Annotated in this window: 23 protein-coding genes and 1 pseudogene; 14 read left to right on the top strand and 10 right to left on the bottom strand. The window is 70.7% G+C overall.

What is annotated here, in order from left to right; all coding sequences use genetic code 11:
- The first annotated feature begins 16 nt into the window (after positions 1 to 16).
- The gene (locus tag F563_RS0118310) at positions 17 to 574 is read left to right on the top strand and encodes a histidine phosphatase family protein (protein ID WP_019016149.1); all 558 of its coding nucleotides are present in this window, start codon (positions 17 to 19) and stop codon (positions 572 to 574) included.
- A 7-nt stretch (positions 575 to 581) separates the two neighbouring features.
- Here F563_RS0118310 and F563_RS23235 read toward each other — a convergent pair whose 3' ends face one another.
- Positions 582 to 1,292: a fumarylacetoacetate hydrolase family protein gene (locus F563_RS23235; protein WP_019016148.1), complete on the bottom strand. Its 711-nt coding sequence runs from the start codon at positions 1,290 to 1,292 to the stop codon at positions 582 to 584.
- Between the two features lie 130 nt (positions 1,293 to 1,422).
- On the opposite strand from F563_RS23235, the gene secB reads away from it, so the two are divergent.
- On the top strand, positions 1,423 to 1,938 hold the full coding sequence (gene secB, locus F563_RS0118300; RefSeq protein WP_019016147.1) for a protein-export chaperone SecB: 516 nt from the start codon (positions 1,423 to 1,425) through the stop codon (positions 1,936 to 1,938).
- Between the two features lie 7 nt (positions 1,939 to 1,945).
- On the opposite strand, the gene F563_RS0118295 is transcribed toward secB, so the two are convergent.
- The 3 genes from F563_RS0118295 to F563_RS0118285 all read right to left on the bottom strand — a co-directional run bounded on the left by F563_RS0118295 (position 1,946) and on the right by F563_RS0118285 (position 4,900).
- Positions 1,946 to 3,106: an MFS transporter gene (locus F563_RS0118295; protein ID WP_019016146.1), complete on the bottom strand. Its 1,161-nt coding sequence runs from the start codon at positions 3,104 to 3,106 to the stop codon at positions 1,946 to 1,948.
- Positions 3,107 to 3,187: 81 nt separating this feature from the next.
- Positions 3,188 to 4,207 carry a magnesium transporter CorA family protein gene (locus tag F563_RS0118290; protein ID WP_019016145.1) on the bottom strand — a complete coding sequence of 340 codons (1,020 nt, stop codon included), beginning with the start codon at positions 4,205 to 4,207 and terminating at the stop codon, positions 3,188 to 3,190.
- Positions 4,208 to 4,273: 66 nt separating this feature from the next.
- Positions 4,274 to 4,900 (bottom strand): exopolysaccharide biosynthesis protein, encoded by a 627-nt coding sequence (locus tag F563_RS0118285; protein WP_162140604.1) that lies wholly within the window; start codon positions 4,898 to 4,900, stop codon positions 4,274 to 4,276.
- Between the two features lie 217 nt (positions 4,901 to 5,117).
- Between F563_RS0118285 and F563_RS0118280 the strand changes: the two genes are divergently transcribed.
- Positions 5,118 to 5,858 carry an SDR family NAD(P)-dependent oxidoreductase gene (locus tag F563_RS0118280; RefSeq protein ID WP_019016143.1) on the top strand — a complete coding sequence of 247 codons (741 nt, stop codon included), beginning with the start codon at positions 5,118 to 5,120 and terminating at the stop codon, positions 5,856 to 5,858.
- Positions 5,859 to 5,865: 7 nt separating this feature from the next.
- Here F563_RS0118280 and kce read toward each other — a convergent pair whose 3' ends face one another.
- The 3 genes from kce to F563_RS24130 form a co-directional block, all read right to left on the bottom strand.
- The gene (kce, locus tag F563_RS0118275; RefSeq protein WP_019016142.1) at positions 5,866 to 6,795 is read right to left on the bottom strand and encodes a 3,5-dioxohexanoate:acetyl-CoA acetone transferase; all 930 of its coding nucleotides are present in this window, start codon (positions 6,793 to 6,795) and stop codon (positions 5,866 to 5,868) included.
- 107 nt (positions 6,796 to 6,902) lie between these two features.
- Positions 6,903 to 7,259, bottom strand: a complete 357-nt coding sequence (locus tag F563_RS0118270) for a hypothetical protein (RefSeq protein WP_019016141.1) — start codon at positions 7,257 to 7,259, stop codon at positions 6,903 to 6,905.
- Between the two features lie 43 nt (positions 7,260 to 7,302).
- Entirely contained in the window at positions 7,303 to 8,205 is a 903-nt protein-coding gene (locus tag F563_RS24130; protein WP_162140603.1) for a ChbG/HpnK family deacetylase, read from the bottom strand.
- 258 nt (positions 8,206 to 8,463) lie between these two features.
- Here F563_RS24130 and F563_RS0118260 point away from each other — a divergent pair, with 258 nt between their 5' ends.
- The 9 genes from F563_RS0118260 (at position 8,464) to F563_RS23225 (ending at position 17,535) form a co-directional block, all read left to right on the top strand.
- A complete protein-coding gene (locus tag F563_RS0118260; RefSeq protein WP_026299701.1) occupies positions 8,464 to 9,480 on the top strand; it encodes an aldose epimerase family protein in 1,017 nt (338 codons plus the stop codon).
- Positions 9,481 to 9,581: 101 nt separating this feature from the next.
- Positions 9,582 to 10,499 (top strand): alpha/beta hydrolase, encoded by a 918-nt coding sequence (locus F563_RS0118255; protein ID WP_026299700.1) that lies wholly within the window; start codon positions 9,582 to 9,584, stop codon positions 10,497 to 10,499.
- A 20-nt stretch (positions 10,500 to 10,519) separates the two neighbouring features.
- Positions 10,520 to 12,067, top strand: coding sequence for an ABC transporter substrate-binding protein (locus F563_RS0118250; RefSeq protein ID WP_019016137.1), 1,548 nt, complete (start codon positions 10,520 to 10,522; stop codon positions 12,065 to 12,067).
- Positions 12,068 to 12,091: 24 nt separating this feature from the next.
- Positions 12,092 to 13,039: an ABC transporter permease gene (locus F563_RS0118245; RefSeq protein ID WP_019016136.1), complete on the top strand. Its 948-nt coding sequence runs from the start codon at positions 12,092 to 12,094 to the stop codon at positions 13,037 to 13,039.
- Positions 13,029 to 13,907, top strand: a complete 879-nt coding sequence (locus F563_RS0118240) for an ABC transporter permease (protein ID WP_019016135.1) — start codon at positions 13,029 to 13,031, stop codon at positions 13,905 to 13,907. Before F563_RS0118245 ends, F563_RS0118240 begins: the two co-directional genes overlap by 11 nt.
- Positions 13,904 to 14,872, top strand: a complete 969-nt coding sequence (locus tag F563_RS0118235) for an ABC transporter ATP-binding protein (protein ID WP_019016134.1) — start codon at positions 13,904 to 13,906, stop codon at positions 14,870 to 14,872. The genes F563_RS0118240 and F563_RS0118235 overlap by 4 nt, the downstream gene beginning before the upstream one ends.
- Positions 14,862 to 15,818 (top strand): ABC transporter ATP-binding protein, encoded by a 957-nt coding sequence (locus tag F563_RS0118230; RefSeq protein ID WP_019016133.1) that lies wholly within the window; start codon positions 14,862 to 14,864, stop codon positions 15,816 to 15,818. Before F563_RS0118235 ends, F563_RS0118230 begins: the two co-directional genes overlap by 11 nt.
- Before the next feature lie 11 nt (positions 15,819 to 15,829).
- Positions 15,830 to 16,852, top strand: a complete 1,023-nt coding sequence (locus F563_RS0118225; RefSeq protein ID WP_019016132.1) for a succinylglutamate desuccinylase/aspartoacylase family protein — start codon at positions 15,830 to 15,832, stop codon at positions 16,850 to 16,852.
- A 149-nt stretch (positions 16,853 to 17,001) separates the two neighbouring features.
- Positions 17,002 to 17,535: a hypothetical protein gene (locus tag F563_RS23225; RefSeq protein WP_019016131.1), complete on the top strand. Its 534-nt coding sequence runs from the start codon at positions 17,002 to 17,004 to the stop codon at positions 17,533 to 17,535.
- 104 nt (positions 17,536 to 17,639) lie between these two features.
- Here the strand turns inward: F563_RS23225 and F563_RS23220 are convergent, their stop codons facing one another.
- Positions 17,640 to 18,458 carry a cyclase family protein gene (locus F563_RS23220; RefSeq protein WP_019016130.1) on the bottom strand — a complete coding sequence of 273 codons (819 nt, stop codon included), beginning with the start codon at positions 18,456 to 18,458 and terminating at the stop codon, positions 17,640 to 17,642.
- 625 nt (positions 18,459 to 19,083) lie between these two features.
- Between F563_RS23220 and F563_RS0118210 the strand changes: the two genes are divergently transcribed.
- The gene (locus tag F563_RS0118210) at positions 19,084 to 23,127 is read left to right on the top strand and encodes a peptidoglycan-binding domain-containing protein (protein ID WP_019016129.1); all 4,044 of its coding nucleotides are present in this window, start codon (positions 19,084 to 19,086) and stop codon (positions 23,125 to 23,127) included.
- 28 nt (positions 23,128 to 23,155) lie between these two features.
- Here the strand turns inward: F563_RS0118210 and F563_RS0118205 are convergent, their stop codons facing one another.
- Positions 23,156 to 23,509, bottom strand: a complete 354-nt coding sequence (locus F563_RS0118205) for a RidA family protein (protein WP_019016128.1) — start codon at positions 23,507 to 23,509, stop codon at positions 23,156 to 23,158.
- Between the two features lie 46 nt (positions 23,510 to 23,555).
- Between F563_RS0118205 and F563_RS0118200 the strand changes: the two genes are divergently transcribed.
- Positions 23,556 to 24,812: an MgtC/SapB family protein gene (locus F563_RS0118200; RefSeq protein WP_019016127.1), complete on the top strand. Its 1,257-nt coding sequence runs from the start codon at positions 23,556 to 23,558 to the stop codon at positions 24,810 to 24,812.
- Between the two features lie 437 nt (positions 24,813 to 25,249).
- Here F563_RS0118200 and F563_RS0118195 read toward each other — a convergent pair.
- Positions 25,250 to 25,436: pseudogene (locus tag F563_RS0118195) on the bottom strand (IS630 family transposase); the annotation flags it as partial.

Here is a 25,436-nt window from a genome sequence, read left to right as displayed (position 1 = left end):
CGGCTAAGCGCGGCGCATGATCCTGCTCCGCCACGGCCAATCCGAGTTCAACGCCGCCTTCACGCTGAGCCGGGTCGATCCCGGCATCGTCGATCCGCGCCTGACCGAGCTCGGCCGTGCACAGGCGCGTGAGGCCGCGCAGGCGCTGAAGGGCGAGCGGCTCGCGCGCATCATCGCGAGCCCCTACACCCGCGCGCTCGAAACCGCGGCCATCGTCGCCGGCGCGCTCGACCTGCCGGTGGTGGTGAACCCGATCGTGCGCGAGCGCTGCGCCTTCACCTGCGACATCGGCACGCCGGTCACCGAACTCGCCCGCCGCTGGCCCGATCTCGACTTCAGCCACATCGACGAGGTGTGGTGGCCGGCGCTGACCGAGAGCGAGGCCGAGATCGAGGCGCGCGCCGCCGCGTTCCGGGCCGAGATGGCGACGATCCCGGACTGGTCCGACACGCTGGTGGTGAGCCACTGGGGCTTCATCCTGGCACTCACCGGCGAGCGGACGCAGAACGGCCAGTGGCGCCGCTGCGACCCGACCGCGCCGGGGCCGGCGACGGTGCCCTGGGTGATCGGCTGAGCGGCGCTCAGGCGGCCGCGCGGGCACCTTCCGCGGCGTAGGCGATGGTCAGGTCGCCCACCCCGTCCACGTGACCCTCCAGCCGGTCGCCCGGCTTCACCGCGCCGACGCCGGCGGGCGTGCCGGTCATGATCAGATCGCCCGGGGCGAGGGCGACGAGGCGCGAGAGATACGCGATCGTCTCGGGCACGGACCAGATCTGCTGCGCGAGATCGCCCTGCTGGCGGATCGCGCCGTTCACCTTCAGCCAGATCGACCCCTTGGCCGGATGGCCGATGCGCGACGCCGGCACGATCGGCGTGATCGGGCAGGACTGGTCGAACGCCTTGCCGATCTCCCAGGGCCGCTGGAGCTTCTTCGCCTCGGCCTGGCGGTCGCGGCGCGTCATGTCGAGCCCGACCGCGTAGCCGAACACGTGATCGAGCGCGGCCGCCTCGTCGATCGCCATGCCGGCCTTGCCGATCGCGACCACGAGTTCGATCTCGTGGTGCAGGTCCTCGGTCGCGGGCGGGAAGGGGATGGTCGCGCCCGAGAGGACGATCGCATCCGCGGGCTTGGCGAAGAAGAACGGCGGCTCGCGGTTCGGGTCGTGGCCCATCTCGCGCGCGTGCTCGGCGTAGTTGCGGCCCACACACCAGATGCGGCGCACCGGGAACAGCGTGTCGGTGCCGGCGACGGGGATGGCGGGCACGGGCGGCGGATCGATCGCGTAGGCCAAGGCGTCCTCGCTGGGCTTGGGGTGCGCGCCCGGCTGCTAGGCCCGCGCCCGCGCGCCGTCAAGGCCGCGAGCCTTGCCGCCCCTGGCCGCGCGTGGTAGCGGGCCGGCGCACACCGCGAAGGGCGAGACGATGAACGAGACGACCGGCAACGGCAACGGCAAGGCCGGGGACGGCCAGGGCGGCACCGCGCCCGGGCTGGTGGTGAACCTGCAATACGTGAAGGACCTGTCCTTCGAGGTGCCGGGCGCACCCGACATCTTCGTGCAGCTGAAGCAGCAGCCCGAGGTGGCGATCAACCTGGACGTGAACGCGCGCCAGGTCGCCCAGGGCAGCTTCGAGGTGGTGCTGTCGATCCGCGCCGAGGCGAAGTCGGCCGGCAAGGCCGCCTTCATCGCCGAGCTCGACTACGCCGGCATCTTCACGCTGAACAACATCCCGCAGGATCTGGTCGAGCCGGTGCTGCTGGTCGAGGCGCCGCGGCTGCTGTTCCCGTTCGCGCGCAACATCGTCGCCGAGGTGACGCGCGACGGCGGCTTCCCGCCGGTGATGCTGCAGCCGATCGACTTCCTGGCCCTGTGGCAGAGCCGCAAGCAGCAGCAGGCGGGCGGGGCGAACCCCGCGCCACCCCCGGTGGCGAACGCCTGACGCGGGCTCAGGCGCGCGCGCCCCTCGGTGCGGCCGCTGCTGCGGCCGCGACGAGGGCGGTGCCCGTTGCCGCCGCGCCGAACAGCATGCGGTAGCCGACCAGCGGCAGCAGCGCGCCCACCGCGCCCGCCCCGGCGGCGAGGCCGACGAACAGGCAGAAGGCGAAGGCCGCCATCCCGGTCGAGCGGCTCTCGGGCAGCATCTCCGATCCGCGCGCCTGCAACACGCCATGGAAGCACCCCAGCGCGAGCCCGCCGATGAAGTTCGCGGCCGCCACCGCGACCAGCGGCGGGGCGAGCCCCACGCCGCCGAGCCACACGACCAGCCCCACCCCGCCGCCGATCAGCAGCCCGCGCTCGCCGAAGTGCCGCACCAGCAGACCCGCGATTCGCGTGTACAGCAGCGCGCCGAGCCCGGCCGTGCCGAGGATCAGCCCGGCCCAGGTGAACGAGAGCCCGTAGCCTTCGACCAGGAAGGCGCCGATGAAGGGCGGCGCGCCGAAGGCGAAGGCGCCCTCCAGCCCAACCAGGATCAGCAGCCGCCGCGCCGATGCGCGGCGCAGCAGCATGGCGTAGCGCGCGAGGGCGCTTGAGCCGGGCCCGTGCCGCGCCGGCGGGAGGCGTGCCGCCTCGCGCCAGAGCGGGGCCGCGTCCGCGAGGCCGGCCGCGCCAAGCAGCGCGAACACCGGCCGCCAGCCCACGGCATCCCCGGCGATGCCGGCGAGCGGCGCGGTGATGAGATTCGACAGCACCATCCCGGTCATGAACCGGCCGAGCGTCGCCTGCCGGTTCGCATAGGTGGTGGCATCGCCGATCAGGGCGATTGCGACCGGAATGAGCCCGCCGGCGAAGGCGCCGGCGACCGCGCGTGCGACCGTCAGCGCACCGAGGCTCGGCGCCAAGGCGGCCGCGAGGGTCGCCGCGCCGTAGCAGGCCATGCAGACCGCGATCAGCCGGAGCTTGCCGAACCGGTCGCCGAGCGGGCCGAGCACGGGCTGGGCGAGGCCGTAGGCAAGGGTGAATCCCGCCACCACCGGCGCGGCCGCGGCGACCCTCGCCTCAAAATCTGACGCGATCAGCGCCAGCAGCGGGTCGGCGAGCCGGATTCCTGCCCCCGAGAGGAATCCCGTCAGGATGAGGATCGGCAGGGGCAGCGCGGCGGAGGTCACTGGGCGACCGTCGCCCGGCCCGGCGTGCCGGAGAAGGGCCCGCGGCGCATCGCGCCGTGCACCGGACGCGCGACCTTCCCGCTACAGCCAGCCCTTGCGCCGGAAGTACATCACCGGCAGCACCGCCGAGGCCACCATCAGGGCGAGCGCCAGCGGATAGCCGATGCTCCATTCCAGCTCCGGCATGTACTGGAAGTTCATGCCGTAGATCGAGGCGATCAGGGTCGGCGGCATCAGCGCGACCGCGACCACCGAGAAGGTCTTGATCACCGCCGTCTGCTCGATGTTGATCAGGCCGAGCACGGCATCCAGCAGGAAGGTCGCCTTGTCGTTCAGGAAGTGGGCGTGCTCCTGCAGGCCGCGCACATCGCGCGCCAGCGTCTTGATGCGCGGCTTGTTCTCCTTGCGGATCGCCGTCTCCTTCTCGACCGCGATGAAGGCGAGGATCCGCGAGAGGCCGACGAGGGTGTCGGACGCGCGGGCGGTCGTCTCGCCCACCTGGCCGAGAGCGATCAGCGCGTCCTTGAGGGCGGCGTCCTTTGCCGAGGCGGTCTCGCGGCTCTTCGCCAACTTGAAGGCGGCGTGGCTCCGGCGGTCCATCTCCGCCGCCACCCGCTCGAGGATATCGGCAAGCCGGTCGACGACGTGCTCGAAGAGGCCGAGCATCACCCCGTCGGAGGTCGCGACCATCGTCGGGTTCTTCTGCGCCCGCGCGGCGAACATGCCGAACGCCTTCGGGGTGGCGTGGCGGACGGTGACCAGCGTCTGCGTGGTGAGCACGAAGGTGATCGCGGCCGAGCCGAGCTCGCCCGTCTCGGAGCCGTACATGAACGGAGCCGTCAGGAACAGCGCCTCGCCCTCGCGGTAGAGGCGCGAAGAGGCCTCGATCTCCTGCTGCTCCTCGCGGGTCGGCAGCTCGACGCCGATCAGCCGCTCGACCATCCGCTCCTCCTGCGGCGTCGGCTGAAGGAGGTCGATCCAGACCGGCTGGATCGCCGGCAGCGGCGGCTGGTCGGGCAGCACGGGGGGCGGCAGGGCGGCGGGGGACGGCGCCTCGCCGACCACCAGCTTGCCGTTCTCGACGCGATACGTGGTGATCATGGACCGTTCCTGCTGAAGCGGTTTCCTTCTAGCCAAGCCGGGCCGCGGCGGCCAAGCGCGGCCTGATCAGAGCAGGCCCAGAAGCCGCGCGCCCAGGCCGAAGATCGCGAGCACGATCAGCACGTCGATGACGATCGCGAGCAGCAGGACCACGATCGAGACCAGGAACAGTCGCCGGTCCGCCTCGACCAGGGCGACCGACATCAGCACGATCGCGAGCGCCGGGGCGGGGTTGCCGAACGGGATCGGCAGGGCGAGCAGGGTCGCGTTCAGCCCGAGCAGGATGGCCGCCGCGATCTCCACCCCGCGATGCGGCAGCGGCAGCGTGCCCGGACGGACTCGGGCTTCCAGCTTGACGAGCCACGGCTTGGCGCGCGTCAGCACCGACTCCATCGCCGCGCGCGGGATGCTGCGCTCGCGCACGACCCGTGGGAACAAGGGCTGCGGATAGCCCAGCAGCATCATCGCGCTCAGGATGATGATCGGCGTGCCGAGCAGGCCCGAGAGACCGGGGATCGGCGCCGGGATCAGGTTCGGCAGCGCGAGCGCCAGCATCAGCAGGCTGTAGCCGCGATCGCCGAGCGCGGTCATCAGGTCGCCGATCGCGATCCGCTCGCTCGGCCAGGCGCGGCAGAGATCGAGCAGCAGGTCGGAGGCACGCTTGCGCTCGCCGGGCCGCTCGATGGCGCTCACCGGCGTGGGCGACATGGGTTCGGCGGGCGCGTCGGCGGCAGGGGCGATCGCGCGCGGTTCTACGGGGTCATGCGTCACGCCCCGTCCGCTACCTCGGACCCCGGCACTTGCCTCTACACAATCCGATCATCGAACCAGGTGCACGGAGGGCCGCCTTCGCCGGATTGACCTGCCGGCGCGCCGGCCTGACGGTCTCGACCGGGCAGCGGAGGATGCGATGGGACGTCTGGAGGGACGGGTATGCCTGGTCACGGCCGGGTCGGCGGGGATCGGGCTTGCGATCGTGCGTCGGTTTGCGGCCGAGGGCGCGCGGGTGGTCACCGCCGATCGCGATCCCTTTCCGGACACCGTCGCCGCGCACGGCCCGATCGTGCCGGTGCGGGGCGACATGGCCAGTGCGGCCGACGTTCGGCGGGCGGTGCAGATCTGTCTTGACCGCTTCCAGGGACTCGATGTGCTCGTGAACGGGGTCGCGGACGCCACACCCGCGCTGCCGGTCACCGAGCTCGACGACGCGCTCTGGGACCGTGCGCTCAGCACCAACGTGACCAGCGCGTTCCTCGCGTGCAAGGCGGCGATCCCGCATATGGTCGCCAGGGGTGGCGGCGCGATCATCAACATCGCCTCGCAGCTTGGCATCGCCGCGCAGCCCGGCCGGTCGGTCTACTGCGCATCGAAGGCCGCGCTGATCCAGCTCACCAAGGTGCTGGCGCTCGACCACGCGAAGCAGGGCATCCGGGTGAACGCGCTCTCGCCCGGGGCGGTGATCACGCCGCGCCTGCTGAGCCGCTACGGCACCCCCGAGGCGACCGAGGCCGCGCTCGCGCCGCGCCACCCGATCGGCCGGCTCGGCCGGCCCGAGGAGATCGCCGCCGCCGCCCTGTTCCTCGCGAGCGAGGACTCGTCCTTCATGACGGGGGCGAATCTGGTTGTGGACGGCGGCTACACCGCCTGCTGAGGCGCGGTCAGAAGTTCACCCGATCGGCACCTTTGAGCGCGAGCATCCGGCGCGCATCCTGCGGGCTCGCCACCTCCAACCCCAGTCCCTCGATCAACTGGCGCGCGCGGCTCACCTGCTCGGCGTTCGAGCGGGCGAGCTGGCCGGGGCCGATCCAGAGCGAGTCCTCCAGCCCGACGCGCACATTGCCGCCCATCACCACGGCCTGGGCGGCGATGGCGAACTGGTTGCGGCCCGCGCCGAGCACCGACCACTGGTAGTCGCGGCCGAACAGCCGGTCCGCCGTCCGCTTCATGTGCGCGACATCCTCCGGATGCGTGCCGATCCCGCCCAGGATGCCGAACACCGACTGGATGAACAGCGGCGGCTTGACGAGCCCGCGGTCGAGGAAGTGCGCCAGCGTGTAGAGATGGCCGATGTCGTAGCACTCGATCTCGAAGCGCGTGCCGTTCTCGGCGCAGGAGGTCAGGATGAACTCGATGTCGGCGAAGGTGTTCTTGAAGATCCGCTCCTTCGAGCCTTCCAGATACGGGCGCTCCCAGTCGTGCTTGAACTCCCTGTAGCGGGCGAGCATCGGGTAGAGGCCGAAATTCATCGAGCCCATGTTGAGCGAGGCGACCTCGGGCGCGAACACCTTCGCCGGGCGCACACGCTCCTCCACCAGCATGGTCGGCGCGCCGCCGGTGGTGATGTTCACGACCACGTCCGCGCGCTGCTTGATGACGCGCAGGAACGGCAGGAAGGCGTCGGGCGACTGGTCGGGTGCGCCGGTGTTCGGATCGCGCGCGTGCAGGTGCACGATCGCCGCGCCGGCCTCGGCCGCGCCGATCGCGGCTTCGGCGATCTCCTGCGGGGTGATCGGCAGGTGCGGCGACATCGACGGCGTGTGGATCGCCCCGGTGACGGCGCAGGTGATGATGACTTTCCGGCTGGCCATGGCTTCCTCCGGGGCGGATCGGGACGCGTCGCGATCGGGCGCCCCGGATGTACCGGGTTCGGGTGATGGCCGCCAGAGAGGGTCGCCGAAGACGGGCGATCCCCGGGTCAGGTCGGAGGTGCCACGACCGGATGCGCCGCGCTGTAGGATTCGATCCGCATCGCCTCGTGGCGCAGCAGCGCGATCCGCGCGCGCGGCCGCATCTGCAACGACCCGTCGGCGGCGCGGCCGACCGCGTACTGCCAGACGGTGATCGTGCCGGCGGCATGCAGGCGCTCGGCGACCACCGTGACGGCCTCGCCGCGCCCCCAGGCCGCGCGCTCATCCGCGGTGATTCCGATCACCACGGTGTCGCGCGGTCCGACCACCTGAAGCAGCGTCACGGCGTCGGCTGCCGAGGCGGCGGCGGGGATGGCGAGGCAGGCCGCGGCGGCCATGGCAAGGCGGCGGGTCAGGGCGATCATGGGCGGCTCCCAGGCTGGTGCTGCGCGGGAAGCTCGCACCGGCTCATTTCAGTTTGATGGCCGAGCGCGTTTCGCGTGTGTGCGGATCGCCGTTCTCCGTCCGCATCGCGTCGCGATACGGGCGCATCCCCCTGCGGCCTATGCCCGCCTCGGCGAGCCATTGCGACGGACGGCCGGAGCCGAACAGGGCCGCCTCGTCGGTGCGCCAATGCGGCTGCGCCCTCGGGTGGTGTGCGGTGATCGCCTCGATGTCGCCCGGCTCGTTGGGGTGGAGCGCCACATAGGTGACGCCCGCCTCAACCCCCTCGAGCAGGTGGCGATAGGCCGCGTCGGCCCCGCCCGGCGCGTGGCCGGGCGTCATCGCGAAGCGGTCGATCGGTGCGACCCAGGGATGGCGGGCCGCATCGGCGAAGGGGCGCGCGTCGACCTCGCCCATGCGCAGCACGCCGAGATAGGTCTCGATCCGGCGGGGCAGCAGGAGCGGCAAGCGGAAGCGCTCGGCCAAGCGCAGCGTGCCGGCCAGGAACTCGGGCGCGAGGGCGGCACCCATATGCGTATCGAGATGGGTCGGATCGACACCGCAGGCGAGAGCGCGCTCGATCTGCGCGGTGCACTCCTCCTCCACCGCGCGCGGATCGGCGTTGCGACGCAGGGAGGGCACGTCGCGGTGGAACGCGCCTTCGCCGTCCATGAGCCCGGCGGCCGCGCTTCGCACGCCGACAGGTCCCCAGCGATAGCCGATCCATTCGCTCGTCAGGGTCAGGTGCACGCCGAGATCGAGCGCGGGGTCCGCGGCCGCCGCATGCGCGATCTCGGCGAACCAGGGGGAGGGCACCATGAGGCTGCCGCAGTCGATCGCGCCGGCCCGCGCGAGCGCGATGAAGGCGGCGTTGGCTCCGTGGCACATGCCGACATCATCGGCGTGCAGGATGGCGGTGCGGGTCATGGTCATGGGTCCAGCGGACGGTGGAGTGAGGGAAGCGCCGGGGAGCGGCCGCCGAGGATGCCATGAATCGCCCCTCATCCGTCGATCCGTCACGGCCCGGAGCGGCCGCCCGTCGTGCGAGCCAGCCCCATCAGCCGCGAGTGCCACGGCGTGACGGCATGGCGGCAAGGCGGGCCGGCCCCGCGCGGAGTGGCGCTCGCCCGCGCGCTGGGCTGATACTGTCGCTCCAGGTCACTGACATCTCGCGGGGGCGCGGTCGTGGATCGGTCTCTCTTCGGCACGATGCCCGACGGCACGCCCGTCCACGAGGTGACGTTGCGCGCCGACGGCATCGTTGCGCGCGTGATCACCTGGGGCGCGGTGCTGCGCGACCTCGAGGTGCGGGACCGGCGCGGCGCAGCCCGGCACGTCGTGCTGGGGCTGAACACGATCGAGGACTATCTCGCCCACTCGCGGAACTTCGGCGCCATCTGCGGGCGGGTGGCGAACCGCATCGCGCGGGCCTCGCTGACGATCGACGGCCGCACCTTCGCGCTCACGCCGAACTTCCGCGATCGGCACACCCTGCACGGCGGCACGATCGGCTTCTCGCGCCGGGTCTGGCGCCTTGCGGAGCAGACGCGCGACGCCGTCACGCTCGCGCTGGTCTCGCCCGACGGCGAGGAGGGCTTCCCGGGCACGGTCGAGGCGCAGTGCACCTGGCGGGTCGAGCCGCCGGGGACGCTGCGCATCATCCTGACGGCGCGGACCGATGCGGCGACGGCGGTCAATCTGGCGCCGCACCCCTATTTCGTGCTCGACGATGCGCCGACGATCGATCGTCACCGGCTGGCGGTCGCGGCCGACCTCTACACGCCGACCGATGAGGATGGCATCCCGACCGGCGAGATCCGTTCGGTCGCCGACACGCCCTACGATTTCCGTGCCGGTCGTCGCCTCTCCGACGGGGCGGTACCCGCGGCGGGCTATGACGTCAATCTCGTGCTGCGGCGCGCCGGGGCGCCGCCCGGGTTGCTGCGTGTCGCCACGCTCGAGAGCGGCGCGGGTGATCTCGCCCTCGCGGTGCTCACCACCGAGCCGGGCCTGCAACTTTACGATGCGCCGACGCTCGACATTCCCGTCCCCGGCATCGGCGGCCGACGTTATGGCCCGCGCGCGGGTCTCGCGATCGAGCCGCAGCGGTTTCCCGACGCGCCGAACCACGCGCATTTCCCGTCGGTGATTCTGCGGCCGGGCGAGGTCAGCCGCCAGGAGAGCGCCTTCGTGTTCACCTGACGAAACCCCCGCCCGGCATTGCCATGGCCGCGGGCTTGGGGGAAGCTTGCGACATGAACGACGTCCAACAGGGAAGTGCGGGATCGCGCAAGCATCCCGAGATGGCGGCCTACCAAGCGCTCAGCGAGGCGGCCTTCGCCAAGCACCCGGACACGACCACGCTGCCGCTGCCGATCGCGCGCGAGATCCAGGAGGAGGTCGGCCGCGGCTTCGCCCGCGGCGGCCCCGAGATGGCCGAGACCGTCGAGCGCCTGCCGCAGGTGCACGGCCGCTACATGCTGGTGCGCTGCCACTACCCGGTGACCGCGCGGCCGCTGCCGGTGCTGGTCTATCTGCACGGCGGTGGCTGGATGTGGAACAGCATCTACACGCATGACCGGCTGATCCGGTCCTATGCGGCCTCGTCCGGACTGTGCGCGGTTGCGCCCGACTACAGCCTCTCGCCCGACAGCCGTTTCCCCACCGCGGTGGAGGAATGCGTCGAGTTCGTGCGCTGGCTGGCGCGGCGTGGCGCGGAGTGGGGCCTTGATGCGTCGCGCCTGGTCATCGGCGGCGACTCCGCGGGCGCCAATCTCGCGGTCGCCACAGCGCTGCGCCTGCGCGACACCGGCGGGCCGATGCCGCGCGGGTTGCTGCTGAACTATGGCGTCTATGACAGCGATCTGACGCGCCCGTCCTATCGCGCCTACGCCACGGGCCACATGCTGACGGCGGCGAAGATGAAGCTGTTCTGGGATGCCTATGCGCCGACGCCGGAGGCGAAGGCCGATCCGATCGCTTCGCCCTTGCGCGCCGATCTCGCCGGGCTGCCGCCGGCGCTGATGCATGTCGCCGAGCTCGACGTGCTGCACGACGAGAACATCGCGATGGCCGAACGCCTGAAGGCCGCAGGCGTCGCGACCGAGATCACCGTCTATCCTGGCATGCTGCATGGCTTCCTGCGCGCGCTCGGTCACGTGCGCGCGGCCGAGGATGCGGTGAGCCAGGCGGGGGCATGGTTGAAGGCCCGGGTGGCCTAGACCGAGCGAGGGAGGGAACGATGGCGCTGACTCGACGCGAGGTTCTGGCGGGCACGGCGGGAGCGGCGGTGCTGGCGACCGTGTCTCCCGCCGCTGCGCAGCGACGCGGCGGCGACCTGGTGTTCGGCCAGGAGGCCTCGGTGCCGACGCTGGACATGCACTTCTCGACCAGTGTCGCGACCCGCAACACCGCGATGAACATGTACGAGATGCTGGTCACGCGCGACGAGCGCAACGCGCCGGTGCCGGACCTCGCGGAGCGCTGGGAGATTTCGTCGGACGGCCTGACCTACAGCTTCCCGCTGCGCCGTGGCGTGAAGTTCCACAACGGCAAGGAAATGACCTCGGCCGACGTGCTCGCCTCCTGGGAGCGCTACCAGCGCATCGGCATCCAGCGGCGCGTCCTCGCAGCGGTGGAGAAGCTCGAAGCGCCCGACGCAGGCACCTTCGTCGTGCGGCTGAAGGAGCGCCAGCCGACCTTCCTCGACAACATCTCCGCCTTCACCACGCCGATCACCATCCATCCGGCTGAGGAGAAGGACAAGGAGGGCGGGCGGATCGAGCCGATCGGCACCGGCCCGTATCGTCTTGCCGAGTTCGTCGCCGACAGTCACGTGCTGATCCGCCGCTTCGACGACTACGCGCCGAACACCAACCATCAGGGTACGGACGGCTTCGCCGGGCGCAAGCAGGCGCTGCTCGACAGCGTGCGGCTGCGCCTGGTGCGCGAGCCCGGCGCGCGCGTCGCCGGGCTCGAGACGGGCGAGCTGCACATCGTCGAGGATGTGCCGACCCAGGCGGCGCAGCGGCTCCGCAACAACCGCGACATCCAGTTGCTGCCGCTGCGCCATTGGTGGCTGCATGGGGCCTGGGTGAACCACTCCCTGCCGCCGACCGACAACCTGCTGGTACGCCGCGCGATCCAGACCGCGCTTGACATGGAGGCGATCATGGAGATCGCCACCGACGGGTCCTATGATCTCCAGCCCGGTCTGCAGTACCCCGGCAATCCGTACTACACCGATGCGGGCAAGCAGTACTACAACGTGCACGATCCGGACCGCGCCAAGGGACTGCTCCGCGAGGCCGGCTACCGTGACCAGGAGCTCGTGATCATCACGAACTCCTCGTACAACAGCATGTATTCGGCCGCCGTGGTCGTGACCGAGCAGCTGCGCGCGATCGGCATGAAGGTGCGGATGGACGTGTTCGACTGGGCGACCGCGATCGCCCGCCGGCGCGACCGCACGACCTGGAACCTGTGGTTCACCGGCCAGGGCACCGGCCCGTCGGTCGGGCCGTTCACGGCGCTGATCGACGTCGTCTCGCCGCAGCTCAACCAGTTCGTGCCCGACCCGACGCTCGATGCGATCTATGCCGAGCTCGTCTCGGACCCCGACGAGGCGGCGCGCAAGCGGCACTTCGCACGGTTCCAGGAGCGGGTCTACGAGCAGGTGCACTTCCTGAAGTTCGGCGACCTGACCAAGATCCAGGCCGCGCGCAGAACGGTGCAGGGGTTCACGCCCTACCGCATCCCGCGGTTCTGGAACGTCTCGCTCGGCGGCTGACGCCCCGCGCCGAACGGCCCGACGATGGTGCGCTTCGCCGCGACGAGGCTCGTCGCAGCGCTGCCGGTGCTGCTGCTGGTCTCGCTCGTCTCGTTCTCGGTGATGCACCTGATTCCCGGTGATCCGGCCTCCGTGATCGCCGGGCCGGCTGCCACCAACCAGGAGATTGACGCGATCCGGCAGCAACTGGGGCTGGATCGTCCCTTCCTGGAGCAGATGCTCGCCTGGTACGGGCATGTGCTGCAGGGCGACTTCGGCCGGTCGATCCTTCTGAACACCACGGTCTGGCAGGCCATCGTCGATCGCGTGCCGGTGACGTTCTCGCTCTCCGTGCTCGCGCTGATCATGACGATCGTGGTCGGTGTGCCGGCCGGCGTGATCGCGGCGCTGCGGGCGAACACGGCGGTGGATGCTGCGGTGACGGGGATGGCGCTGCTCGGTGTCTCGGTGCCGTCGTTCTGGCTCGCCTTGATGCTGATCGTGCTGTTCTCGGTCATCCTGGAATGGTTGCCGACCGGCGGCTACGTCCCGTTCGCCGAATCGCCGGTCGACTGGTTCCGGTCGCTGCTGATGCCGTCCCTCTCCCTGGCGCTCCTGCAGATCGGACTGTTGGCGCGGATCACACGGGCCACCATGCTCGAAGTGCTGCGTCAGGACTATGTGCGCACCGCCCGCGCCAAGGGCCTGCCGCGCGTGATGGTGATCGGCAAGCACGCGCTGAAGAACGTCATGGTGCCGGTGATCACGGTGATCGGCATCAGCTTCGGCCTCCTGCTCTCCGGCTCGATCGTGATCGAGACGGTCTATTCGCTGCCCGGGATCGGCCGGCTGCTCGCCACCTCGATCTTCGGCCGCGACTACCCGGTGATCCAGGGCACGCTGCTGCTGACCGCGACCATGCTGGTGCTGCTCAACCTGGTGGTCGATCTGCTCTACGCGGCCATCGATCCGCGGGTGCGCTATGGCCGTTGAGGCGGCCGTCGCACCGCTCGCGCCGCCGCGCCGCTTCCCCACGCTGCGGCGACTGTTCCGGCACCGGCTGTTCCTGATCGGCCTCGTGCTGTTCGGCACGATGGTGGTGCTTGCGCTCGGTGCCGAACTGATCGCGCCGCATGCGCCGGCGCGGATGCAGTTCCGGATGCGGTTCCGCCCGCCGGGCGAGGGGTTCCTGCTGGGCACCGACAATTTCGGCCGCGACATCCTGAGCCGGCTCGTGTTCGGCGCGCGGCTCTCGCTCGGCATCGGCTTTGCGGTGGTGCTGGTCACCGGGATCGCGGGAACGATCATCGGGCTCGCGGCCGGCTATTTCCGGCGTGTCGACGAGCCGCTGATGCGCGCGATGGACGCGCTGATGGCGTTTCCGGCGGTGATGCTGGCGCTCGCGATCGCCGCCGCGCTCGGCCCCTCGGCGGTGAACGCGGTGATCGCGCTCTCGGTGGTCTACATCCCGCGCACGGCGCGCATCGTGCGCGCGAGCGTGCTGGTGGTGCGCGAGATGGAGTACGTGCAGGCCGCGCTCGCCTTCGGCGGGCGCCACCTCTGGATCCTGTGGCGGCATGTGCTGCCGAACAGCCTGGCACCGCTGATCGTGCAGCTCACCTTCATCTTCGCCTATGCGGTGCTCGCGGAATCGATCCTGTCCTTCCTCGGCGTCGGGCCGCCGCCGCCCACGCCCACCTGGGGCAACATGATCGCCGAGGGCAAGGACTACATCCGCGAGGCGTGGTGGATCGCGATGTGGCCGGGGCTGGCGATCTGCCTCACCGTGCTCGGGCTGAACCTGTTGGGCGACGGCCTGCGTGACGTGCTCGATCCGCGGCTCAAGGTGCAGCAGGGATGACGCGGCTGATCGAGATCGAGGATCTGGCGGTCTCGTTCCGCACCGATCGCGGCGAGGTGGAGGCGCTGTCGGGCGTCTCGCTGCATCTCGACGAGGGCGAGGTGCTCGGCGTGGTCGGCGAGTCCGGCTGCGGCAAGAGCCTGACCGCGCTTGCGATCATGGGCCTCGTGCCCTCGCCGCCGGGGCGCATCACGCGCGGGCGCATCGCCTTCGCCGGCCGCGATCTGCTCGGCCTCGACGAGGCGGCGATGACGCGCATCCGCGGCGAGCAGATCGCGATGATCTTCCAGGAGCCGATGTCGGCGTTGAACCCGGTGTTCACGGTCGGCGAGCAGGTCGCGGAGGTGCTGCGCGTGCACGAGGGGCTCGGCCGTACGGCTGCGCGCGAGCGGGCCGCGCAGCTGCTCGCCCGGGTCGGGATCCCCGATCCGGCGCGGCGGCTCGGCCAGTATCCGCACGAACTCTCGGGCGGGCTCCGCCAGCGCGTCATGATCGCCGCGGCCCTCGCGTGCCGGCCGAAGCTGCTGATCGCCGACGAGCCGACGACCGCGCTCGACGTCACCATCCAGGCGCAGATCCTCGCGCTGCTGGCCGACCTTCAGCGCGAATTCGGCATGGCGACGATGCTGATCACGCACGATCTCGGCGTGGTCGCGCAGGTGGTGACACGGGTCGTCGTGATGTACGCGGGCAAGGTGGTGGAGGAGGGGCCGGTCGAGGCGGTGTTCGAGCGGCCGTCGCATCCCTACACCGCAGCGCTGATGCGGAGCATCCCCGCCCTTGCCGAGGGCGTGTCGCGCCTGCCCGCGATCCCCGGTACCGTGCCGGCGCCGGGCGCCTGGCCGCGCGGCTGCCGCTTCGCACCTCGCTGCACCCATGCCGTGCCGGAATGCGGGGCCGGCGTGCCGCCGCTCTACCCCGTCGCGCCGGGCCACCACGCGGCCTGCATCCGCCATGCCGCCTGACGCGCCCCTGCTCGCCGCGCAGAACCTCGCCAAGCACTACAAGGTGCGGGGTGGTGGTGTGCTGCGCGCGGTCGACGGCGTCGACCTCACCGTGCGGGCGGGCGACACGCATGCGCTGGTCGGCGAGTCCGGCTGCGGCAAGACCACGCTCGGGCGGCTGATCCTGCGCCTGGTCGAGCCGACAACCGGATCGATCCGCTTCCGGGGCGAGGACCTCCTGGCGCTGAAGCCGGAGGCGATGCGGCGGATGCGCCGGCATCTCTCGGTGATCTTCCAGGATCCGTACGGCTCGCTCGATCCGCGCATGACGGTGGCCGAGATCGTGGGCGAACCCCTGCGCATCTTCGGCCAGGGCACACGCGCCGAGCGTCGCGCGCGCGTCGAGGCTCTGCTCGCGCAGGTCGGGCTGACGCCGGCGCATGCGACGCGCCATCCGCACGAGTTCTCAGGCGGGCAGCGCCAGCGCATCGGCATCGCCCGCGCGCTCGCGCTCGAACCGGATCTGGTGGTGTGCGATGAACCGGTGAGCGCGCTCGACGTCTCGATCCAGGCGCAGATCATCAACCTGCTGCAGGATCTGCAGCAGTCGCACGGGCTGACCTATCTGTTCGTCGCGCACGACCTGTCGGTGGTGCGCCACATCGCCGATCGCGTCTCGGTCATGTATCTCGGCCGCGTGGTCGAGGAGGCGCCGAAGGCCGCGCTGTTCGCAGCGCCACGACACCCGTACACGCGCGCGCTGCTCGCCGCGGTGCCACAGCCCAAGCCGGGCGCGCCGCCGCCGGTGCCGCTCGCCGGCGAGGTGCCATCCCCGCTCAATCCGCCCTCGGGCTGCCGCTTCCGCACGCGCTGCCCTGTGGCGGTCGCCCGGTGTGCCGAGGACGATCCGGCCTTGCGCGAGCTCGCGGCCGGTCATCGCGTCGCCTGTCATCTCGCTGAAGCCTGAGGAGCAACACCGTGAGCCCACCGCGCAAGAGCCGCATCGTCTCGGAAGTGCCGTTCGACCAGGACGGCGTGCATCGCGGCTTCCTCAGGCTGTTCCATTCGGTTCACAGCTCCGCCTATGGGTTCATCGCGATCCCGATCGCGGTGTTCCGTAACGGCGACGGTCCGACCGCGCTGCTGATGGGCGGCAATCACGGCGACGAGTACGAGGGCCAGATCGCGCTTGCGAACCTGATCCGCAGCCTCGACGTCGCGCGGATCAAGGGCCGGGTGATCGTCCTGCCGATGGCCAACTTCCCCGCCGCCATGGTGGGCACACGCACCTCGCCGATCGATGGCGGCAACCTCAACCGCAGCTTTCCCGGCGATCCGGATGGAACCGTGACGCAACAGATAGCCTGGTACATCACGAGCGAGCTCCTGCCGATGGCGGATGCCGTGGTCGATCTGCATTCGGGTGGCTCGTCGCTGATGTACGTCCCCTCGGTGCTGGCGCGCCGGCCGGTCGAACCGGCGAAGGCCGAGCTGTCGCTCCGGCTGCTGAAGGCGTTCGCCGCGCCGCTCGCCTATCTGCCGGCGGGCGGGCAAGGCACGGGCGATGACCGCACCCTCTCCGGCGCGGCCGCGCTGCACGGTGTCGTGTCGCTCGGCAGCGAGCTCGGCGGATCCGGCACGCTCACGCCGGTCGCGCTCAGGATCGCCGAGCGGGGCCTGCGCAACGTGCTGGTCGAGCTCGGCATCCTGCCCGAGGCCGACCGCGTCGCGGGCGAGGGGCCGACGCGCATCCTCGAGGTCGGCGGCAATGACTGGTTCGTCTATGCGCCCGATGCGGGCGTCTACGAGCCGCTGGTCGAGCTTGGCGATACGGTCGTCGCCGGCCAGCCGGCGGCGCGCATCCACACGCCGGAGACGCCCTGGCGCGAGCCCGTGACCGCGCATTTCCGGCGCGACGGCTTCGTGCTGTGCAAGCGCGTTCCGGGACGAACCGTGCGTGGCGACTGCCTGTTCCACCTCGGAACCGACACGGGACTCTAGGGTGCCGGTGGCGGCAGACCGGCCGCTCGAGGAAAACACCAGGATCTCCCAAGGCACCCGCAAAGACCCTGAGGCTCGGGATCCGTAGGGTCCCTTGCGTCACGCCGCCGGCGCATCCCGCGTCTGCCGGCCGAAGCAGGAGACCCAGAATGTTGAGGACGTTCGCGTTTGCCTCTGCGCTTCTGTTCGCCGGCACCGTCGAGGCCTACTGGCAGGTTGCGCCGTATCCCGAGCTCGACCGCTCGCGCGCAGCGGCGGAGAAGTATGTCGATGTGCAGGCGGCGCTCGATGACGGCTACCGACCGATGTTCGGTTGCGTCGCCCACGCCTCTCACGGTGCGATGGGGGTGCACTACATCCATGCCGGCCGTCTGAACGATGGCACGCTGGTGCTCGAGGAGCCCGACACGCTGATGTCCGAACCGCAGCCGGATGGTTCGCTCAAACTGGTGGCGATCGAGCACATCGTCTGGGAGAAGGACTGGCCGAGCCGGGTCCCGCCCACGTTCCTGGGCCAGCGGATGCGCCGCAAGACCTCGGTCGGGCACCACCAGGTGGAGCCGTTCTACGAGATCCATGTCTGGCATTGGCGCGACAACCCGTCGTGGTTGTTCGGCGACTGGAACCCGGCGGTGATGTGCGCGCCCGGCGAGATCGCGGTGGGCGCGGCCAGCGCGCCGTAAGCGGGATGGGTGGTTTGGAGGGAAGGGCCAATGACCCTTCCCCCCAATGAAGAAACTCCGTGGGGGAAAGGGCCGGAAGGCCCTTTCCCCCACACCCCCTATCCCTAGAGGATGGCGGTGGGCGCGACGGTGCTGCCCGTGCCGCCCTTCACCTTGAGGGGCTGCATCACGAAGGCGAACTCGCTCTGCCCCGCCTGGGCGAGATCGTTCAGCCGCATGTTCTCGATCAGATGAACGCCGTGCACCACGAGCGCGATCTGGTGCACGGGCAGCGAGGCGTGCGGCATGGTCTTGCTCGGCGCGACCTCGACCGGCCAATTGTCCGAGCCGAGCATGATCGGCTCCTGGCGGATCAGCCATTCCGCGGCCGCGACGCCGATGCCCGGACATGTCCGGACGTAGCGCGCATTGTCCGTGCCCCAATGCGCATCCCATCCGGTGCGGATCAGCACCACGTCGCCGCGCTCGAGCCGCACATTCTGCCGCGCGATCGCCTGCTGGAGGTCCTCGACCGTGATCTCGTAGTTGTCCTCGAGCGTGCGCACGCCCTTCAGACCGGCAACATCGATCAGAACGCCGCGGGTGAACACCTGGCCGATCGCGTCAACGCCCATCTTGGTGAAGCCAGCGCGCGACGAGATCTCGGCCACCTTGTTGCAGTTGTAGACCTCGTCGCCGATGGTCTGGTGCGGGAACGCATCGAGCTGCGTGCCGACCTGACCGATCTCGGTGATGACGATCTCCTCGTTCGAGCCGCGTCGGTTGGCCTGAGGGTTCATGAACATCTGCTTCAGGTGCACATCGAAGCGGCGCGTGCCGAAGAACGGCATCCCACCTTCCAGGGTGTGGCCGAGTTCGACGACGCGGCCGGAGCGGATCAGCCGCGCAGCCTTCTGAACCTGCTCGGCGGTCTGAAGGTTCATCGCGCCGCGGGTATCGGCCGCACCCCATCTCGACGGGCAGCGCTCCGAGGATGGCGGTGGCGACCAGGGGGCCTGCGCGGAGGCCGAGGTCGCACGGAATCCTCCGGCCAGTCCAGCGCAAGCGAGGCAGTGAGCGAAAAATCGGCGCGTCAGCGACATGGCGTCTCCCTCCCGGGCGTTATGTTGTTTCGCTGTGTGGCCTGATGGCCGGAACGATCGTAACGCGGCACGGTTGTCCGAGGAAGGGCGCGAGGACGAGCCGCGATGCACATCGGCCGCGTGCGACCGGGATCAATCAGAACGAAGCTTGGGTGGAATCACGACGCACTTGCATGACACAGACGAAATGGCTTACGCTTGGCTCAATAAAAATTCATTTCACAGGAAAGATGCCATGGGGACCCGGTCCGTTCGCGCCTTGCCTGCCCTCGGAGTTCTGTTGGCAGCGTGCCTCGTGGGGGCCCCACCCGCCAGCGCGCAGGGCTTCCTGGAAGGTCTTGGCCGCGGACTCGGGCAGGAGGTCGGTCGCGGCATCGGCGAGGTCCTGCGCGAGTCCACCCGCCCGCAGCCGCAACCGCCGACCGAAACAGGACCACCGCCTCCGTCGCGCGCCGAGCCGCGACCCGTGCCGCAGCCGCAATCCTCAACGGCGCTGTCGCGGGCCGACGTGGTGGAACTTCAGCAGCATCTGATCGATCTCGGCTATCTGCGCGGCAGCGCGGACGGCATAGCCGGGCCGATGACGCGGCGCGCGCTCGAGGCTTTCCAGCGTGACCGCGGCATGCCGGCGGACGGGCAGCCTACGCTGCAGGCGCTGCGCGCGACCCGTGCGGCCAGGCTATCCGAAGCGTCGCCGCCTCAACCGCACGCACCGCGAACCGCACCGATCGCCACCGCACCGCAACCGGCATCCGCCCCGCCTGCGCAAGCACGTCCACCCATCACAGCGGCCGGCGCCGCATTCGAGATTGACGTTGTCGCTGGCACGCCGCGCAACGTCAGCGAGGAGCTCCGAAGTGCGCTGGGGCGCCTCGCCATCGCAGCGCACAGCTCGCTGCTCGATCATGAAGCGGTGAGTGTGCAGCTCGCTCGTCTCCTGATGCCAGAGGAGGCCGCACCCTATTTCGCGACGCACCCGCAACAGGGGCAGCAGCGGCCAGCACAGACGAACTGGAACCGCTGGCGCGGCGAGGCCGAGTTCGAGCAAGAGCGTTCGCGCGCCGCCTTCCTCGAGCGCATTCCGCCCCGACTGGCCACGCTCGGACAGTCCGAACCCATCACGCTGCGCCTGCGCTTCGCCGTCCCGCTCGACGACTACGATGCCGCGAGCCGGAGCTTCCGTATCGACACCCACCAAACCACGTTCTGGAGCCTCCTCAACACGGGCAATCTTCTCGGCCGACCGGGCACATCCGCCATGGATCTCCCCTGGCTCCAGGCGACCGCGGCCTATTCCGGCCTTGGGGCCGCCGTCGCATTTGGCCTCGCGCTGCCACAGCGCGTCGAGGCCGATGCGGCCACCGCGGAGACGATCGCGCGCGCCGCGCGTCCCGGATCAGGTGCGCGACGCCAACTGACCTTTGTTGTCGAAGCGGTTGTGGGGCCAGACTCTGCGCTCGTGGAGTGGAGGCCCAGCTTCGGCATCGGGAGGGACAGTCGTCCGCTCGAGCCGATCCAGGCCAAGCCGCGGTTCGATGCGCGTGTGACCGCGCTGACGCTGCACGCTGATCCGGAGGGAAGGGGGCCAGTCGCGCATACGTTCCCGCTCGCCACGCCGGAGCCGGGTTCGCCCGGCGCGCCGGTCGCGGCACTCGGCTTCGGGGTCATGCCAACGGGCGGCTTCGCCGAGGAAAGAGCGCGCAACGCACAAACCCAGAGGACGCTCTCCATGGCTGTGCTGCGGGCGCGGCCGGAGCTTCTGGAGCGCGAGGCGGTGCTTCTGTACGCGGCGCACGCGTTCAGTGAGACGCCCGAGCGCTACGTGTCGGCGAGTCGCGGCCCGGTCGTTTGGGCGGGCTCCGATCAGTTCGCCCGTGAGAAGTCCCGCGATCGTGCGCAGAGCGAACTGCCGCCCCTGCTCGCCGAACGCGCCCCACCCTTCCCGCTCACCCTGAGGGTGCTGACGCGCATGACGGTCGGCGAGTATGACCGCGACCGCGGTGGCTTCGCGCTTGCACCCAGTGCGTTCGCGTTGCCGCAGGCCCTGCAGGTTCAGCGCGTCTCCGCCCGGACCACGGCTGATCGCGCTCTGCCGACCCTGTTGCCCATTCCGCTGGCCGATGCCCCGGCCGTGCTGCGGAGCCTGCCGAGGATGCGGATGGGTTCGCAGGACCGCCCCTTCGTGCTGCTGCAGACCATCCTGCGGCTCGACCCGCCGGAGGTGACGGACCTGGGTCATGACCAGATCCATGTGACGCTGCACGGCAGGGTGACGGAGCAGGTGATCTTCGCCGATCCTCATTTGCAGCGGCGCCTCGCCGACGATGGGGCGCTTGCGCGCCACCGCCCGGAAGCACCGATCCTCGCCGCCCTGGCAGCCGAGATTCCGCGCCCCGCGGAGCCGGTTGTGCTCGACCAGGAGAGCGCCGATGACCTGCGCGCGCTTCTGCGTCTGAAGGCCGGCACGCCGGTCAGCCGCGGCGAGGCCTGGCTATGGCTGCGCGCTCTCGCAGGGAGCGCGGCGACGCCGGGTCTGCCGCTGCCGCAGCCACTGTCGGCCGAGCGGCTTCGCGCCTTCGACGGCGATCCGTACCCGCTGCTCGACCCGTTCATGGACTGGAATGCGCGCCGGCTCGTCGCATTGCCCGAGACGATCGTGCATCGCTACGTTGCGCGCCTGTCCTCCCCCTGGGACGAGACCAAGCGCTTTGACGTGATCGACCCGGCGCTGCAACGGGGCGGCTGGCGGTCGCCGCCGCCTGCCCTGCGCCGCACCGTGTTCCAGACCGAGACGGGAGGCCCGGGCACGATCGCGGTCGATGCGGCGCTGATGCAACGCCTCGGCCCGCAAGCGCAGGGCCGCGTCGAGATCGAGACGCATCTGCGCATCGTCGGCGCGACCATGGAGGACGACATCGCAGTCGTCACCGTCGCGGTCAGCAGCGCGAGCGTGCGCATCGCCGGCAGTGTGGTCGCGCAGATCGGCGCGGCGGCAACGGCCGCCGAGACCGCACCGGCCGGCACACCACGCCTGGCGATCCTCGATCTCCAGCTCGGACAGAGCATGGCGGCCGCACGTGCCACGCTCGCGCGCCACCTGGGCGAGGGGCACATCGTTGCGCGCCTGTACCGCGAGCGCTCGCGCCCCCACAACCCTCAGCCGATGCCGCATGGGGTGTTGATGGAACGGGCTGACGGCAGCGAGCGGATCGCACTCTATGCGGCCGCCGAGGACGGGCCCGTGATCGCCGTGCACCGCATGGTTTCGCTGCCCGGACCGGTGCCGCAGCGCGACGTGCTCGCGCAGCTCGAGCAGCGCTACGGCCCGCTCGACCGCCGCGAGGGCGGGGTGACGCCTGCCGAGCACCTGGGCGGCGTGGGTACGCTCGCCTTTGGCTGGTCGGACGGGCCATCCCGCGCGGAACTCGCGCACCTGCCGCGCGAGCGGGCCGACTGCGTCGCTCGGCTTCAGACCGGTTCGCCCGGCTGGTGGTGGCGCGAGGCGGAGCCGCAATTCGGTCGCGTCCGCGGTGCGGCAGGCCCTGTGATTCCCAGGACCAATCCCGAGTCCGATTGCGGAGCCACGCTGCGCATCGCCTTCCAGGGCCCTGGTGGCACCGACCAGGTCGAGGGGATCGTGGCGTTGCTGGCAGATCTCCGCGCCCTCGCGGCCATCGCCCCCAACACGGACGAGGTGCCGGCGGTCGGGAGCTTCGGCCGGATCGCGTCCGGTGTTCCCGACGTGATCGGCGTGCGTCTCGGCATGGACTGGGAGGACGCTCTGGCCGCAGCACAGGCGCATCTGCCCGATGCCGTGACGATCGAGCTCGCTCCGCCCGCCAGCATCGACCCCGCGCGCCTTGAGCCATATCGGAACGGGGTCGTGCTGATCCGTCGGGACAGGATGGAGGCCGTGGGGCTCTACCGCGAGCCGCCGGATGCAGCGGATCGGGTGGTGGCGGTCTGGCGAAGGCTGGTCTTGCCGGGCGGCGCGGTCGATCCGGCGCGGGTGCTCGCGGGGCTGGTCGAGAAATACGGTCCGCCCGACCACCGTGTTGGCGAACGGGTCTATTGGGGCACGGTCGGCGCCGAGCCGCGCCCGTGCGGCGAACTCGTGGCGGGCGCTCTTCCTGAGGGGACCGACGCGAGCGTGCTCGCCGAACTCGGCCTGCCGATCCGCCCCGGGCAGCCGTTCCTCGCCTTTCAGATCCCGGCCGCCACGGTGCTGGACGGACTGCCCGTGCCGCAGGTGTTCGGCGGGGTCGGTGCGCCCGGCGATGCGATGCGCGACACGCGACTGCTGGCCTGCACGCCTCACGTCGCGGCGCAGATCGACAGCACCACGTGGCCGGACCGGATCCGGATCGACCAGTGGGCGCTGGACGAGGGCGGCTATGTCGGCCTGCTCGACGCGGCGCGTGCAGCGCTGATGCGGCCGGCGGCGGGAGCCGCCGGGGGTGCGGATGGCAGGACCGGCCCCGGGAGTGGAGGGCCGACGATCCGCTTCTGACCCGGTCCGCGATGGCGCGCGGCGCCCGTCATCCCGGCAGGGCAGCCGTCACGATGATCTCCACCGTCCAGGCCGGATTGACCAGCTTGCCTTCGATGGTGGCGCGCGCCGGCGGGTGCTCCTTGTCCACCCACGCATCCCAGGCCCGGTTCATGGCCGGCGCGTCGCGGATGTCCGCCAGCACGACCAGCGCCGAGAGGATGTGGCGTTTGTCGGTACCGGCCTTGGCCAGCATCGCGTCGATCTCGCGCAGCACGGACGCGGTCTGTGCCTCCGCGCCCTCGACACCCTCCTCGGGCACCTGACCCGCGACATAGACGGTGGTCCCGTGCACGACGGCGTTGCACAGCCGTCCGTTCTCGATGTCGATGCGACGGATCATGCTCGTTCCTCTCTGGTGTGTGTGCGCCCGATGCTAGCTTCAAACCATGGATGAGGTCCTGACCGTTCCGGCGGCGCTCGCTCTCGCACTCGGGCTCGGTTTCTTCCTCGGCCTCGCCTTCGAGGAGCACTACGCCGACGACCAGGTGCGCCGGCCGGGTGGCATCCGCACCTTCCCGATGCTGGCACTTGCCGGCGCGGTCTTGTGGCTGGTCGAGCCTGCGCATGGCACGGCGTTCCTGGTGCTGCTGGGCTTTGTCGCGGTGGCGATGCTGCTCTACTGGCGCGCCTGGATGGGGTTGCAGCAGGCGGGCGAACCACGGCCGCGCGGCGGGCTGATGGTGCCGATCGTGAACCTCGCCGCGGCATCGATCGGGCCCGCCTGCCTGACCCTGCCCCCCTGGATTCCGGTGGGGTTGACCATGGCCGCGGTGCTGCTGCTGCGAGCACGGATCCGCCTGCATGGTCTCGCGGCCCGCGTGCCTGGCCGCGAGATCACGACCGCCGCCCAGTTCCTGGTGCTCGCCGGCGTGGTGCTGCCACTGGTGCCGCACGAGCCGATCGCGACCTGGCTGCCGCTGACGCCGTTCCAGATCTGGCTCGCGGTGGTCGCGATGAGCGGCATCTCCTGGGGGACCTATCTGCTCCAACGCTACGTCTCGCCGGGACACGGACCGCTGATCGGCGCTGCGGTCGGCGGGCTCTACTCCTCGACCGCGGCGACGGTGGCGCTTTCACGCGTGCTGCGCGACGCGCCCGGCCGTCAGCCGGTGGTCGAGGCCGCGATCGTGCTGGCGACCGCGGTCATGTTCCTGCGCATCGTGCTGATCGCCGGGGTGTTCGACACCGGCTTCGCGCTGGCGCTCGCGCCCTGGCTGATCGGACTTGGCGCGGCAGCGGGCGCATCTGCGGCGGTGCTGCTGCGCGACGGCCGCGGGCTCAAGCCCGAACTGCCGGACCCGACCGGCAATCCGCTGCGCATCGGTACTGCACTCGCCTTCGCCGTGCTGTTCATCGCGGTCTCCGCGGCGACGACGTGGCTCGGCGGCACCTTCGGCACCGCTGGGCTCTACGCTGTTGCCGCCATCGTCGGCCTCGGTGATCTCGACGCCATCACGATCCGGCTCGCGACCTCCCCGGCGCCGGGCGGGACAGGCGCGATCCTGGTGGCCACCGCCTCCAACAACATCGTCAAGGCGAGCTTCGCGCTTGGCTTCGGCGGCCGGCGTCGCGCCTGGCGGCCCGCGGCCACGCTTTATGCGCTGTCGGCCGCGACCTGGGCAGCCGTCGCGCTGGACCTCTGATCTGGCTCAGCGCCCGTCCATTGCCCTAAACCTACCCGTCAACAACCGCTGAACGCGAAGAACCGAGCCACGGGGCGGTGATGGCCGAGACCGGGCACAGGTCCGGGAGACGGAGGAACGGCAGTGCAGACCGAGACGATCGGGGCGGTCCGTCTGGGCCGCCACGGCACACTTCTCACCGCCGGCGGCCCGAAGTCGAGGCGGACACGGGGCGCGAGGCGCGGACGGACACGCGCGGACCCGTCGGATTGCAACTCTCCGTCGTCGCCGCCTGCCTCATGCACACGATCGAGATCCTCGCACCGCGCCACGACGTGCGATGCGACGGACAGACCCGGCGCGGGCAGGGAACGTCGAGGCGTGACGCAGGGGGCTCTGCCCCCTGCACCCCCGCCAGGGGCCGCAAGGCCCCTGGACCCCGCTAGAGCCTGATCCATTTACGGTGAAGCATAGCCTGCGTGCCGGAAGTAGTTGGCGCATTCGGTGGGTGAGAACTCGCCGAGCAGGGCGCCGATGCGGTGCCATACGGTGGCGATGGATCGCTCGTCGGCCTTTCGCAGCAGGGTCTTGAGCTTGGCGAACATCATCTCGATCGGGTTCAGGTCCGGGCTGTAGGGCGGCAGG

Origin of the sequence: Elioraea tepidiphila DSM 17972, from assembly GCF_000378465.1 — a bacterium.
Classification (GTDB): domain Bacteria; phylum Pseudomonadota; class Alphaproteobacteria; order Acetobacterales; family Acetobacteraceae; genus Elioraea; species Elioraea tepidiphila.
This window is presented reverse-complemented; position numbering and strand designations above follow the sequence as displayed.

What these genes read in the sequence shown, in the direction of transcription:
- F563_RS0118230 (WP_019016133.1), top strand. Translation starts at nt 14,862, where the DNA reads ATGCCGCCTGACGCGCCCCTGCTCGCCGCGCAGAACCTCGCCAAGCAC.
- F563_RS0118255 (WP_026299700.1), top strand. Translation starts at nt 9,582, where the DNA reads ATGGCGGCCTACCAAGCGCTCAGCGAGGCGGCCTTCGCCAAGCACCCG.
- F563_RS0118235 (WP_019016134.1), top strand. Translation starts at nt 13,904, where the DNA reads ATGACGCGGCTGATCGAGATCGAGGATCTGGCGGTCTCGTTCCGCACC.
- F563_RS23220 (WP_019016130.1), bottom strand. Translation starts at nt 18,458, where the DNA reads ATGAACCTTCAGACCGCCGAGCAGGTTCAGAAGGCTGCGCGGCTGATC.
- F563_RS0118270 (WP_019016141.1), bottom strand. Translation starts at nt 7,259, where the DNA reads ATGATCGCCCTGACCCGCCGCCTTGCCATGGCCGCCGCGGCCTGCCTC.
- F563_RS0118280 (WP_019016143.1), top strand. Translation starts at nt 5,118, where the DNA reads ATGGGACGTCTGGAGGGACGGGTATGCCTGGTCACGGCCGGGTCGGCG.
- F563_RS24130 (WP_162140603.1), bottom strand. Translation starts at nt 8,205, where the DNA reads ATGACCCGCACCGCCATCCTGCACGCCGATGATGTCGGCATGTGCCAC.
- secB (WP_019016147.1), top strand. Translation starts at nt 1,423, where the DNA reads ATGAACGAGACGACCGGCAACGGCAACGGCAAGGCCGGGGACGGCCAG.
- F563_RS23225 (WP_019016131.1), top strand. Translation starts at nt 17,002, where the DNA reads ATGTTGAGGACGTTCGCGTTTGCCTCTGCGCTTCTGTTCGCCGGCACC.
- F563_RS0118245 (WP_019016136.1), top strand. Translation starts at nt 12,092, where the DNA reads ATGGTGCGCTTCGCCGCGACGAGGCTCGTCGCAGCGCTGCCGGTGCTG.
- F563_RS0118310 (WP_019016149.1), top strand. Translation starts at nt 17, where the DNA reads ATGATCCTGCTCCGCCACGGCCAATCCGAGTTCAACGCCGCCTTCACG.
- F563_RS0118205 (WP_019016128.1), bottom strand. Translation starts at nt 23,509, where the DNA reads ATGATCCGTCGCATCGACATCGAGAACGGACGGCTGTGCAACGCCGTC.
- F563_RS0118250 (WP_019016137.1), top strand. Translation starts at nt 10,520, where the DNA reads ATGGCGCTGACTCGACGCGAGGTTCTGGCGGGCACGGCGGGAGCGGCG.
- kce (WP_019016142.1), bottom strand. Translation starts at nt 6,795, where the DNA reads ATGGCCAGCCGGAAAGTCATCATCACCTGCGCCGTCACCGGGGCGATC.
- F563_RS0118200 (WP_019016127.1), top strand. Translation starts at nt 23,556, where the DNA reads ATGGATGAGGTCCTGACCGTTCCGGCGGCGCTCGCTCTCGCACTCGGG.
- F563_RS0118290 (WP_019016145.1), bottom strand. Translation starts at nt 4,207, where the DNA reads ATGATCACCACGTATCGCGTCGAGAACGGCAAGCTGGTGGTCGGCGAG.
- F563_RS0118240 (WP_019016135.1), top strand. Translation starts at nt 13,029, where the DNA reads ATGGCCGTTGAGGCGGCCGTCGCACCGCTCGCGCCGCCGCGCCGCTTC.